The organism is Acinetobacter sp. A22, from assembly GCF_030913345.1.
In the GTDB taxonomy this organism is placed as follows: domain Bacteria; phylum Pseudomonadota; class Gammaproteobacteria; order Pseudomonadales; family Moraxellaceae; genus Acinetobacter; species Acinetobacter junii.
In genome coordinates this window covers 2,682,690-2,695,651 of record NZ_CP133162.1, presented here as the reverse complement: position 1 = coordinate 2,695,651, position 12,962 = coordinate 2,682,690, and the positions used below count along the sequence as shown (strand labels likewise).

General features: G+C 39.4%; 13 protein-coding genes. 7 read left to right on the top strand and 6 right to left on the bottom strand.

From position 1 onward, the window contains the following. Position 1: 1 nt before the first annotated feature. The gene (gene dnaA / locus Q9Q86_RS13135; RefSeq protein WP_004914566.1) at positions 2–1,396 is read right to left on the bottom strand and encodes a chromosomal replication initiator protein DnaA; all 1,395 of its coding nucleotides are present in this window, start codon (positions 1,394–1,396) and stop codon (positions 2–4) included. 672 nt (positions 1,397–2,068) lie between these two features. Between dnaA and rpmH the strand changes: the two genes are divergently transcribed. The 5 genes from rpmH (at position 2,069) to mnmE (ending at position 6,166) form a co-directional block, all read left to right on the top strand. Continuing rightward, positions 2,069–2,203: a 50S ribosomal protein L34 gene (gene rpmH / locus Q9Q86_RS13130; protein WP_000831329.1), complete on the top strand. Its 135-nt coding sequence runs from the start codon at positions 2,069–2,071 to the stop codon at positions 2,201–2,203. Positions 2,204–2,231: 28 nt separating this feature from the next. Beyond that, complete coding sequence (gene rnpA, locus Q9Q86_RS13125; RefSeq protein WP_004950005.1) at positions 2,232–2,627, top strand: ribonuclease P protein component; 396 nt, start codon at positions 2,232–2,234, stop codon at positions 2,625–2,627. Positions 2,628–2,636: 9 nt separating this feature from the next. After that, positions 2,637–2,957, top strand: coding sequence for a membrane protein insertion efficiency factor YidD (gene yidD / locus Q9Q86_RS13120; RefSeq protein ID WP_004950001.1), 321 nt, complete (start codon positions 2,637–2,639; stop codon positions 2,955–2,957). 5 nt (positions 2,958–2,962) lie between these two features. Further along, on the top strand, positions 2,963–4,720 hold the full coding sequence (gene yidC / locus Q9Q86_RS13115; protein ID WP_112986339.1) for a membrane protein insertase YidC: 1,758 nt from the start codon (positions 2,963–2,965) through the stop codon (positions 4,718–4,720). A 90-nt stretch (positions 4,721–4,810) separates the two neighbouring features. Then, complete coding sequence (mnmE, locus tag Q9Q86_RS13110; RefSeq protein ID WP_112986350.1) at positions 4,811–6,166, top strand: tRNA uridine-5-carboxymethylaminomethyl(34) synthesis GTPase MnmE; 1,356 nt, start codon at positions 4,811–4,813, stop codon at positions 6,164–6,166. Positions 6,167–6,221: 55 nt separating this feature from the next. Here mnmE and Q9Q86_RS13105 read toward each other — a convergent pair whose 3' ends face one another. Continuing rightward, on the bottom strand, positions 6,222–7,397 hold the full coding sequence (locus tag Q9Q86_RS13105; RefSeq protein WP_004914541.1) for a PilT/PilU family type 4a pilus ATPase: 1,176 nt from the start codon (positions 7,395–7,397) through the stop codon (positions 6,222–6,224). A 379-nt stretch (positions 7,398–7,776) separates the two neighbouring features. On the opposite strand from Q9Q86_RS13105, the gene Q9Q86_RS13100 reads away from it, so the two are divergent. Beyond that, positions 7,777–8,475 carry a DsbC family protein gene (locus Q9Q86_RS13100; protein WP_112986340.1) on the top strand — a complete coding sequence of 233 codons (699 nt, stop codon included), beginning with the start codon at positions 7,777–7,779 and terminating at the stop codon, positions 8,473–8,475. Between the two features lie 49 nt (positions 8,476–8,524). Here the strand turns inward: Q9Q86_RS13100 and Q9Q86_RS13095 are convergent, their stop codons facing one another. The 3 genes from Q9Q86_RS13095 to guaD all read right to left on the bottom strand — a co-directional run bounded on the left by Q9Q86_RS13095 (position 8,525) and on the right by guaD (position 11,074). Beyond that, a complete protein-coding gene (locus Q9Q86_RS13095; protein ID WP_004949988.1) occupies positions 8,525–8,776 on the bottom strand; it encodes a GlsB/YeaQ/YmgE family stress response membrane protein in 252 nt (83 codons plus the stop codon). A 228-nt stretch (positions 8,777–9,004) separates the two neighbouring features. Further along, positions 9,005–9,532, bottom strand: a complete 528-nt coding sequence (hpt, locus tag Q9Q86_RS13090) for a hypoxanthine phosphoribosyltransferase (protein ID WP_004914531.1) — start codon at positions 9,530–9,532, stop codon at positions 9,005–9,007. A 216-nt stretch (positions 9,533–9,748) separates the two neighbouring features. Further along, a complete protein-coding gene (gene guaD / locus Q9Q86_RS13085) occupies positions 9,749–11,074 on the bottom strand; it encodes a guanine deaminase (RefSeq protein WP_112986341.1) in 1,326 nt (441 codons plus the stop codon). A gap of 185 nt (positions 11,075–11,259) precedes the next feature. On the opposite strand from guaD, the gene Q9Q86_RS13080 reads away from it, so the two are divergent. Then, the gene (locus tag Q9Q86_RS13080; RefSeq protein ID WP_004914520.1) at positions 11,260–11,733 is read left to right on the top strand and encodes a hypothetical protein; all 474 of its coding nucleotides are present in this window, start codon (positions 11,260–11,262) and stop codon (positions 11,731–11,733) included. 61 nt (positions 11,734–11,794) lie between these two features. On the opposite strand, the gene Q9Q86_RS13075 is transcribed toward Q9Q86_RS13080, so the two are convergent. Beyond that, complete coding sequence (locus Q9Q86_RS13075; protein ID WP_112986342.1) at positions 11,795–12,955, bottom strand: glutathionylspermidine synthase family protein; 1,161 nt, start codon at positions 12,953–12,955, stop codon at positions 11,795–11,797. Positions 12,956–12,962 lie beyond the last annotated feature (7 nt).

The window sequence follows — 12,962 nt, the reverse complement described above, 5'->3', positions numbered from 1 at the left end:
TTTAACTTTGTAACAGACGAAGTAGATTTTTATAATCTTCATTAAAAATCGGATCTTCTTCGCGAAGACTTACAACCTTTTCACAAGCATGCATCACCGTACTGTGATCTCGACCACCAAAGGCCATTCCAATCTCAGGGAAACTATCCCCTGTCAATTCACGTGCTAGACCCATTGCTAACTGACGAGGGCGAGCATAAATACGGGTACGCTTCGGTCCAACCAATTCTTTTAAGGGAATACGGAAATACTCACTCACGACACGTTGAATATTCTCAACACTAATCGTTCTCGCTCGAATCGCTAACACATCTTTCAATGATTCACGTACCACATCAAGATCAATAGAGGTACCTTTAAAGCGAGAAATAGCGACAACCTTATTCAACGCGCCTTCAAGTTCACGAACGTTTGCCACTACTTGTTGAGCGATAAATAAAGCACAATTTCGAGGTAAATCAACACCACTATTTTCAGCTTTTTTAAGCAAAATCTCGATACGAGTTTCAATATCTGGTGGTTCTACACCCACCGATAACCCCCATGAAAAACGAGAAACCAAACGAGGATCCAATTCAGTTAATTCTTTTGGATAACGATCTGAAGTTAAAATAATTTGCTTGGATTCATCTAACAGAGCGTTAAATGTATAGAAGAACTCAACAAGACTTGCCTCTTTACCTGCAAGTAAATGAATATCATCGACCAATAACAAATCTAGAGAACGACAGTTTTTCTTAAATTCTTCAACCTTGCCTTTTTGCAAAGAGCTTACAAAGTCTTGTACAAAACTTTCAGAAGTCATGTACATCACACGCGCATTCGGTTTTGCTTGTAACAGCGCATTTCCGACAGCTTGCATCAAATGCGTTTTACCCAAACCTGTAGGGCCATAGAGAAACAATGGATTATGTTGCGATGCACCAAGCTGCGTTAAAACTTTTCGACAAGTTTCAGCTGCCATCTGGTTTGAACGACCTTCGACAAATAAAGAAAAAGTGAATAAAGGGTTTAATTGTCTTTTCTTAGGAATTTTAGAAACTGGGGGATTCGCTTGAACCAATTCAGCTTCTTTTTTTACTTTCATTGGGGAAGGCACTGCTGTGCTCAAAGCAGCTGTCGTTGTTGCAGGCTGTTCACTCGAAGATAAAATCGTTCCAGGTCTTGAATCGACCAATATCTCTACTTGACGCACTCGCCCTTCAGACAGTTGTTCAGCCAATATAGAAATCAACTCGAGATGATTATCTTGAATATAACGAGTCCAATAAGGGTTGGGTGCATATAAACGCATCACACCATCCACTTCTTCTGCAACTAACGGGCGAATCCACATCGCAAAGACGTTATCAGATAGCTCTTGTCGCAAGCGAGTTAAGCAGTCTGTCCAGAGCATGTGCATCCCCTATATATCCATTTTTTTAAATTTAAAAGTAAAAAAGCCTACACCCCACCTTTCGAAGGGGTCGCCATTCTAACCAAGTTATCCACATCTGTCAGGCAAATTTATGGGACTTTTGCCGAAAAAGAAAGCGTTTGTTTATAAATTTAAATTCAAAAGCACTTGTGAATAACTTTTAGCACAAGCTGTGGATATTTTTAACACCAAAGTTATCCACAAAACATAAAACCATTAAAAACACACTTATCCACACCGTAATCTAATGATTAAAAATGAAAATAGTATGATTTCCACAAAAAACATCAACCCTAATAGTAATAAATTTAAATTTTAAAATTTGAATTTACTTATAAGTGAGATTCCAAATGTGGATAACTAAAATGTTTTAAATTTAAATTCAAAATACCGGAACTAAATTTAAAATCAAAAATGAATTGTTGATAACCTTGTTGGTATGATGTGAATATAAGGTATTTCATATAAAATTTAAATAGATAGCTTGTGAATAATTATTTTTCTTAATTTCATATATTTAGTTGAGAACAATCAACTTGCTGTAAAACAAAGCAAACAATATGTAAAGTTTTTGCATTTTGATTGACAGAATAAAGATTGCGCAATAAAATCGCGGACCTTTATAGAAAGATCATTTTTGGGAGTTTCGATATGAAACGTACTTTCCAACCATCTGAATTAAAGCGTAAACGCGTTCATGGTTTCCGTGCTCGTATGGCAACTAAAGCTGGTCGTCAGGTTTTAGCTCGTCGTCGTGCGAAAGGTCGTCACAGCTTAACTGTTTAATTACTGTTAAGCCGACCAGACTTGGGTGATGGCACTTTACAGTTTTGGCACTGAATCTCGTATTCGTTGTGCTGCAGATTATAAAAGTGTATTTGATGGTGCGCTTTTTAAAGTGCATCAGCCCCATTTCCTTTTTTTAGCAAAATTAACCGAACAGCCGAATAGCCGTTTGGGTATTGTCGTTGCTAAAAAAAAGGTGCGTCGTGCACATGAGCGAAATCGAATAAAACGTCTTGCTCGGGAGAGCTTTCGTTTACATCAAGCACAGTTTGATGCAGACATTGATATTGTGGTAATGCCTAAAGTGGGTATAGAAGCAATTGCGAATAAAGAATTACATCAGCAATTAGATTTTGCTTGGCAAAAATTACAACGTTTAGCAAAAAAGCATTCTAAAGTCGTTGTGACCTCCCTCCAAAATTAGAGATCTCCAATGGTACGTCTACTGCATTGGTTGATAAGATGTTATCAAATCGCAATCAGTCCATTATTGGGGCCTCGGTGCCGTTATATTCCAACTTGTTCACAATATGCGCTTGAAGCTTTACAAACGCATGGTGCGGCAAAAGGTGTATGGCTTTCTACCAAGCGGATTTGTCGTTGCCATCCATGGGGTGGATCAGGCTATGACCCAGTACCACCCAAAGCACTTCGTTTTATTTCGTTTCATCAAATAGATTCTCAAATGCATCACGTTGCTGTACCCTTTCGTGATCGTTTACTCAAGCAAAATCTCTCTAACCATTTGGGATAATAGATATGCAACAATGGGCCAGATTTGCAATTCTTGGAGCCATGTTTGTTACCGCATATTTGCTAATTTTGGCTTGGCAAAAAGATTATGGTCATGCACAACCTGCTCCGCAGCAACAAGCAGCAGCAGTCACCACGCATGAAGTATCTGCAGATTTGCCAAATGCTCAAAATGCAACAGCGGCTTCAGACTTGCCACAAGCAAATGTGACTGCATCACAAACCACAGAAAAGTCATCTGTGAATCAGCAACTGATTTCTGTTAAAACGGATCTTTATCATCTTTGGATTAACCCAAAAGGTGGAGATATTGTCCGTGTTGAACTACTAAGCCATGATGAAAGCAAAGACAGCGAAAAGCCGTTTGTTATGCTTGAAAGTGATGCGAAACGTACTTATGTCGCTCAATCCGGTTTAATTGGTTTGAATGGTCCTGACAGTAGCCGTAGTGGTCGTCCGACTTATGATGTTGAAAAAACAACATATACTTTGGCTGATGCAAAAAGCATAACGACGCAGGATGGAAAAAAACAACAGGTCTTAACAGTACCTTTGGTTTTCAAAACACCTGAAGGCGTAGAGATCATCAAATCATTTACCTTCACGCAAGGTGATTATCCGATTACAGTCAAGCACCAAGTCATCAACCGTAGCCAGCAAAACTGGCAAGGTCAAATGTTTGGTCAGCTGAAACGTGATAATTCTGATGATCCAGGGAAGTCTTCTCAAGGTATTTTCACACTAGGTACCTATCTAGGTGGAGCATGGGGTACACCTGAAGAGCCGTATAATAAGTTGAAATTTGCTAATTTCTCAGATGAAAAACTGAGTTTAGAAGCAAAAACAGCATGGGTTGCAATGGTTCAGCACTACTTTGTGAGTGCTTGGGTACCAGGTAATTTAAAACTGACACAAGCAGATGGTCAGCCTTATGTTGCCAAGTTAGAATCTCGTCAATCTACCGATAATATGAATATTATTGGCTTCACTTCACCAGTGATCAATGTACCCGCTGGTACTTCAATGGAAGTGGATGCTAAACTTTATTCAGGTCCAAAAATTCAATCAGAACTCAAAGATTTAGCACCTGGTTTGAACCAAACTGTAGATTATGGTTGGTTATGGCCAATTGCTAAATTATTGTTCTTAGGCTTACAGTTTTTCCATAACCTCGTAGGTAACTGGGGTTGGTCAATTATTCTATTGACGATTCTTGTGAAAGCGATTTTATGGCCACTTTCTTCGAAAAGTTATCGCTCTATGGCGAAAATGCGTGTGATTGCACCTGAAATGCAACGCATGAAAGAAGAGTTTGGCGATGACCGTATGCGTTTCTCTCAAGAAATGATGGCATTGTATAAGCGTGAGCAAGTTAATCCGTTATCAGGTTGTCTACCATTACTATTACAAATGCCAATTTTCTTGGCTTTGTACTGGGTATTGATGGAATCTGTAGAGCTACGTCACGCACCTTGGTTAGGTTGGATTCAGGATTTATCTGCGATGGATCCATGGTTTATTCTGCCGTTGATCATGGGTGTCACCATGTATGTTCAGCAGATGCTTAACCCACAACCAACTGATCCAATGCAAGCAAAAGTATTCCGTATCATGCCGATCATGTTTACGGTATTTATGTTGTTCTTCCCAGCAGGTCTAGTGCTTTACTGGATTGTGAACAACAGTATTACTATTTTGCAGCAATCGTTCATCAATAAAAGCGTTGAGAAAGATCGTCTGAACAAGTCAGAGTCAGCGTCTTAATCTCGAACTTTTACTGAATAAATCCGCTTAAGATGGTAATCTTAAGCGGATTTTTCTTTGGCTGTTTTTTGGATTTTTTAGATGAACACTATGCAACATCAAACCACTATTGCGGCGATAGCTACTCCCTTAGGTCGTGGCGGTGTTGGCGTGATTCGTTTGTCAGGACCAAAAGCGTATGCGATCGCTGAACAACTTACAGCGAAAGGTTTACCAGCAGCTCGTATGGCTGGATTTCGTCAGTTCTATGATGCTGATGGTACGGTCATGGACGAAGGAATTCTCTTATGTTTTCCAAATCCACATTCCTTTACAGGTGAAGATGTGGTGGAAATACAGGGACATGGTGGTCCTGTCATTCAAAATGCATTACTTGCCCGATTACTTGACTTAGGTGCTGTAGCAGCCAAAGCAGGTGAATTTTCAATGCGTGCCTTTGAAAATGGCAAAATGGATTTAGTACAAGCTGAAGCGATTGCAGATTTAATTGATGCAAGCTCTCAAGCGGCTGCACGTTCAGCAGTTCGTTCACTACAAGGTGCCTTTTCCACCAAAATCAACACCGTATTAGAAAAATTAATTCATTTACGTTTGCATGTTGAAGCTGCAATTGATTTTCCAGAAGAAGAAATTGATTTCCTTGCGGATGGAAAGATTCTAGCGTTGTTGGATGATGTACAAAATTCAGTTAAGGCAGTACAACAATCTGCGCGTCAAGGTCAGTTGTTACGCGAAGGATTACAAGTTGTGATTGCAGGCAAACCAAATGCTGGTAAATCGAGCCTCTTGAATGCGCTCGCAGGACATGAGCGTGCGATCGTTACCGATATTGCTGGTACGACACGTGATGTGTTGCATGAAAAAATTAGTTTAAATGGGTTACCGATCACATTGACGGATACAGCAGGTTTGCGTGAAACAGGAGATATTGTTGAACGTGAAGGGATCCGCCGAGCAATCAAAGAAATTGAACAAGCTGATCTATTGTTACTGGTTTATGATTTAAACCAAAACGATGATCCATTGTTGTTGGCTCAAGAATATTTTGCTGAACATTTAGAGCCGAAACGTTTACTTTTAATTGGAAACAAATGTGATTTGACAGGACAAGCGGCCGAATTAAGCGATTATCAGGGCTTCCGTCATATTCGTGTTTCAGCAAAACAAGATATGGGTGTTCAGGCATTGATAGATGCGATTACAGCGCATGCTGGCTTCCAACCAGAAGAAGATACCTTTATTGCGAGAACTCGTCATTTAGACGCAATGAAGCGTACTCAGCGCTATTTAGCAGAGGCGCGTGAGCAACTCCTTGTGTTTAATGCAGGAGAATTGGTTGCTGAATCATTAAGACTTGCTCAAAATGCCTTGGGCGAGATCACAGGTGATTTTAGTGCTGATGATTTGTTGGGTAAGATTTTCGGTTCATTTTGTATTGGTAAATAATAAATAAGCCTAGTTACTTTACAGGGAACTAGGCTTTTTTCTTGTGTCAAAGCTATTAAGCTTCTTCTTGCTCCTCAACTTCCTCTTCTTTGACCATGTTCAGTGAAGTGGTTGAAACCGGCATCCCATCTTGGCGTGAACTTTTTAATTTAATTTGCAAGCGTAACTCATTGACAGAGTCGGCGTTACGCAATGCTTCATCGTAACTAATTGCACCTTCGTTATATAGATCAAACAAAGCCTGATCAAAGGTCTGCATACCTAACTCGCGAGATTTGGTCATGATCTCTTTGAGCACATGGAATTGCCCTTTCAAAATATTGTCTGCGATTAATGGCGTATTGAGGAGGATTTCAATGGCAGCTCGACGACCTTGACCATCTTGAGTTCGCACGAGACGTTGAGAAATAATCGCTTTCATATTGGATGAGAGATCCATCAACAGTTGATTGCGACGTTCCTCTGGGAAAAAGTTAATAATACGATCCAGTGCCTGATTGGCATTGTTGGCGTGCAGTGTTCCCAAACATAGATGCCCTGTTTCAGCAAAAGCAATCGCATGTTCCATCGTTTCAGTATCACGTATTTCACCAATTAAAATCACATCTGGTGCTTGGCGTAGCGTATTTTTCAACGCGTGATGCCATGTATGACAATCAACTCCAACCTCACGGTGCGTGATCATGGATTTTTTGTGTTTATGGACGTATTCAACAGGATCTTCAACGGTAATGATATGTCCAGCAGAGTTCTCATTTCGATGATCAATCATGGCTGCTAAAGAGGTTGATTTTCCTGATCCTGTTCCGCCAACCACCAGTACCAAACCTCGTTTTTCCATAATCACATTTTTTAGTGATTCTGGGAGTTTTAGTTTTTGAAAGGTTGGAATTTCAGACGTAATGGTTCGAATCACCATGCCTATTTGTAATTGTTGTTTGAATACATTGACCCGAAACCTTGAAACATTCGGGACATTAATGGCAAAGTTACATTCCCAATCATTTTCGAAGTCTAGACGTTGTTTGTCATTCATTAAACTATAAGCAAACAACTTGGTTTTTTCTGCCGTAAGCGCTTGTTGTCCTAAAGGGCGCATCAAACCCTGTAACTTAATGCTAGGTGGGAAATCTGCGGTAATAAATAAATCAGATCCCCCATACTCAACTACTTTAGTGAGCATATGAAACATAAAGGTTTTGGCTTCTTCTAATAATTCAGTGGTATACATGGGTCAACCTAAAGTAAAAACGAGACTTATGAATGTTGTTTGTTGGAAAATGGTTCATCAAAAGAAAACATCTCCTTGTTTCTTTTAAATGAAGGACAACACGGTTTTTTGAATCATCAGATTATTTCAAAAAGCGACCAAACGTTCTACTTTTAATATATTTTTTGTTTTTATATCAATGTTCTGTGATAATTTTTGTCGCTTTTTTACTTCGCGTGTTTGTAAAAGTGTGATCCATTTCAAATCGAATTTAGCGCTATGATGTTCCACGTGAAACATTGCTGTATTTAGTTCAAGTTTGGTTGTATCTCGGTAAGCTCTGCTACACCCGAAATATGATATGCGTACAATACGGAAAACCTTTTATTCGAGTTGCACTATGCTAAAAAAAATTGGAATGCTGGCTGTGTTGGGAGGAGTGTCTACTCTAGCAATGGCGAATGTTGAGACATTGAAAAGCAATTTAAGCAAACAGTATCCAAATATGGAGATCACAAATATCCAAAAAACAGAAATGTCAGGCTTGTATAGTGCCAATCTTGATAATCAAATTATTTACTTGGATGAAAATGCACAACATATGTTCATAGGATCTATGATTCGCCTGCAAGATCAGAAAAATCTGACCAAGGATTTAGTGCTCAAACAAAACTCTATTGATTGGAAACAACTTCCTCTTCAGGATGCAATTAAAACGGTAAAAGGTAGTGGTAAACGTCAGTTGGCTATTTTCTCAGATCCGAATTGCCCGTACTGCAAACAGCTAGAAGCAGAACTTGATAAACTTAATGATGTGACTATCTATACATTTATTTATCCATTAAAAGCACAATCACTCACTGTATCTAAGCAGGTCTGGTGTGAGCAAAATCAAAGTGTAGCGTGGAAAAACTTGTTACAAAAAAATGTTCAGCCGAAAGCAAAAACATGCGAAAACCCAATTGAGAGAAACCTGAGCTTAGGACGTAAATTGGATGTGAATGGTACGCCAACCTTAATCTTTTCAAATGGTTTAAAAATGGTGGGTGGGCGAAGTGCCGCTGATATTCAAATGATTTGGAAAGAACTAGGTTTATAACATCAGATGCTCCCAATTCAAGCTAATGATTTGGGAGCTATCAGACTGATTAGGTTTTTTTCATAATTAAATTATAAATAAACAGAATAATCACTGCCCCTATCACAGAAGCAATAAATCCTGCTGCTGAATTTTCGCCATAAAGCCCCAATAGTCGACCACCATAAGTCGCGAGTAAAGAACCTGCGATACCAAGCGCGGTCGTCACTATAAAGCCTGCTTTATCATTTCCTGGATGCAAAGCGCGAGCAATCAAACCCGCAAAGAAACCAACGACGATTGCTACAATAAGAGACCACATTGTATTTTCTCCTTGTTTTAACATTAGTATTTTGTCTTATCCTGCTAGATTTCACCTTGAAATGTCTGTAGTCAATTGCCCACTTATGTCGTATTTTTGTGCAAAATTGAACAGTGTTTGATGAAAGCTCAAGTATAAAAAAAGGTACGCAAGCGTACCTTATCAATATTTAATCTGCTTTTAGTTATGACAGCATCGTTATCAAAAAATGCTAAGAACCTATGCCAATTAAAGACCAATTTCTCCAATGAATGGGAGATGACGGTACTTCTGATCGTAATCTAGGCCGTAGCCGACAATAAAACGATCTTCGACTTCAAAGCCTAAGAATTTCACTTCTAAATCAATTTCACGGCGTGATGGTTTGCTCACCAGAGTGCATAGTTCGATTGAATTTGGATTACGTGTTTTGAGCATTTCAACAACTTTGCTCAAGGTATTCCCAGAGTCAATAATATCTTCAACAACCAGGACATCTTTGCCGTTAATCTCACCATCGAGATCTTTTAATATTTTGACATCACGCGTGGAAACCGTACCACCGCCATAACTTGAAACCGTCATAAAGTCGAGTTCATGTGGCTTTTCAATTGCACGGCATAAATCTGCCATGAAAATGACTGAACCACGCAATAAGCCAATCAATACCAGTTCTTTATCACTTTGAGCATAGTGTGCGTTGATTTTGTCACCAAGTTGTTTCACTTTGGCTTGGATCTCTTCACTGGAAATCATTACGCGCATTGCAACAGTCATCGATAGATTCCTAAAACTTTAAAAATGGGAAAATAAAAAAGGTGTTGACCTGCAACACCTCGAAATCTTGAGTTAATACGAGAATTTTAAAACAAAATGAATTTTCATGCATCTTTTGATGCTGATGAAAATGTATCATTTTGAGAGGAATGACTGTCTCGTCGAAGTAAGACAGCACATCCGATCGTCAATAAGAGAAGTCCTAAGCTTTTTGAATTAAATGCTTTGGTTTTGCTGATAGGCTTTTTGTCCATAAATATAAGTCGCCTCAATATTGCGGTCATCGCCCATGGTAAATAGGGCAAACAAACTGTCTTCGATGGATTTAGCACGTGATTGACGCAATTGTTGTAATGCCGTTGCTTTAAGATCAAGTACTACAAAATCCGCTTCTTTACCTACAGTAAAGTTACCCAGCTTATCATCTAAATCCAGAGCTTTTGCACCACCTAGAGTGGCATGGTACAATGATTCATATGCGGATAATTTATCACCTTGTAGTTGTTGTACCTTGTAGGCTTCATTGACTGTTTGCAATAGGCTAAACGAAGTTCCTGCACCAATATCTGTACCGAGTCCAACTTTGACTTGCTGATCCCATGTTTTCTTTAAGGGAAATAAGCCACTGCCTAAGAACAAGTTTGATGTTGGGCAAAAAGCAATTGCTGAGTTTGTATCATGCATACATTTCCACTCAGTATCCTCTATATATACACAGTGTGCGAAAACGGAGCGCTGACCTGTTAAACCATAGTGGTGATAAACATCAAGATAACCATTTTGATGAGGAAATAAATCTTTCACCCATGCAATTTCATCTTTATTTTCACTTAAATGCGTGTGCACATACACATCAGGGAACTCTGCTTTAAGTTGCCCTGCTCGTTCAAGTTGTTCTGGTGTCGAGGTTGGTACAAAACGTGGGGTAATCGCATAAAGTGCGCGACCTTGACCATGCCACTTCTGTATTAACGCTTTAGAATCAACATAAGCGCTTTCTGCGCTATCACATAGCGCTTCAGGTGCATGACGATCCATCATTACTTTGCCTGCGATTAAACGCATTTGGTGCTGTTCTGCGGCTTCAAATAAGGCATCAACAGACTCTGGATGTACGGTACAAAAAACTAAAGCTGTGGTCGTACCATTTTTGAGTAGTTCATTAACAAAAAATTTGGCAATTTCTTGTGCATAGGCTTTGTCTTTAAACTGGATTTCTGTTGGAAATGTATAGGTATTTAACCAACTTAATAATTGTTCACCATAAGCACCCACCATTTCAGTCTGTGGGAAGTGAATGTGCGTATCAATCATTCCAGGAATGATCAGTTGTTCTGGGTAATGTTGAATCTCAACATCTGTAGGAAGATGATCTTGAGCAGCATCCCAAGGGCCAAACCAGCGAATTTTGCCCTGTTCAGTGATCAGAACACCATCCTCAATATAACGAACCTGCTCTGCGATCTCTGACGCGTGTGAAACTGTGTTTTGAATATCTAAGAAGCGACCACGAACAACCGTGATGGGAGTAGCCAAAGTCATAACAACCTACAATTTTACTTTTTTCGGTTGATTGTACCTGATTTTGATCATTTTACTGGATTGTTCTCATATTTTGACGCAGTAAAATGGATTGAAGTGAACTAATCATCTGAATCAATTCACTTTACTTTTAAGCTCAAATGAGTAAATTGTCAGCAATAATTATACTTTTTGGAAAAATAAGCATGTATTTTTGGAATACCAAAGCACTTGCACATGAACTTGCCGAAGATACTTTGAGCAAACAGCATTATAAAAATTATTATTTAGCTGCGGCTTTGGTCGTGAGTGTGGTGTATTACTATGGGATGTATTCACCTTATTATGATGTACGTGTGATTAGCCTAGAAGCCATTTTAACTTTATTGATTATGCTGATTGGTATTCAACGAACTTATCAAGCCAATGGTGCTGATGAGGGAATCAATTTTTTGAATCGGATCACCGCCCTCTCCTTTCCTATTTTGATTCAAACCACGGTTGCTGGTGTGGTTTTTGGAGTTGTTCTCTTGCTGATCTATCAATATTTTGGATTGGCTCAGACTGCATTTGCAATATGGTATGAATGGTGTGTGTCAGCCTTTACAATTTTTCTGCAAATTTTATTTTTTACACGTCTAGTATCTTATATGAAACGTGTGGCAGCACATACGATTTAAACTTGATACGGTCAGGATGTATCTCATTAAATCCTGACCGATTGATGATTGTTATCTAGATTTACTCTATAAAATAATGCGCTGCGAAATGTGCATCATTGCCAATAATGTCATAACAGTCTTCACGAATCGACATGCCTGCACATTGATGTCCGACCATCCATAACCCCAGTGTCGGTAACTGACCAGAAAATAACGGCGTGTCGACCCACTTCTGAATCACATAACCATATTTGTCATAGTCATCAAAATAAAAACTACCTGAAGCAGCGCCCTGATCCTGACCATCTTGCAAGACACGGATATTTGCCCCTTCTCTCGCCAAGATTGGTTTTTTTACCCATTTTCCACTGAAGTGTTGTTCAGGGTCATAGGCATAGGTTTCAACCAACAGTGGGTGATTTGGATACCGCTTCCATAGCTCAACTAAAATCGCTTTATTGGAGAGCAACATTTTCCAACACGGTTCGATCCAGTTCGTTTCTAGCTGAAGATACTGGGCAAATGATTCTTCCCAAATCCATTCCCACGGATATAACTTAAATAGATTTTGAATCGGTCGATTGTTTAGATCTACAAAACTCTGACCATTCCAACCAATATTTTCCATCGACAGTTCAGAGACCTGTAAATGAGCTTGAAAGGCAGTATCCATTAAGTATTCTAAATTGCCCCAATCTTCTCGCCCTGCTTCCTGACAAGCTGCAAAGTGGAGATGGCTCCCGCGAGGTAAAATAGTTTTCCAACGCTTAATCAGGTCTTCGTGAATGCTGTTGAATTGATCTCGATTTGGAATGCCTGAGACTTGTTCGATCCATAGCCATTGCGCTACAGAGGCTTCCAATAAACCCGTGGGTGTATCAGCATTGTATTCCAGCATTTTGATCTGCAATCCATCATAGGCGAAATCAAAACGTCCATAGAGCATCGGACTATTTCGTCGCCATGAATGCTCAATATGTGGAATAGCAGCCTGTGGAATCTGGAAATAATTGGGATAATCACCACGTTGAATTAAATCCCCTACTACAGCTAAACACATTTGATGAAGTTCGTTTGCTGCATCTTCCAACTGTTCGATTTGTTTTAGCGTGAACTCGTAGGCGACACCTTCCGACCAATAAATAGAACCGTCCAATGAAGGTAGATTAAAATAATCGAAACCAATCTTTTGGTGTTCAAGCTGCCAATCGGTACGTGGGGAAAATAATTTTCTTTTCATATTGTTG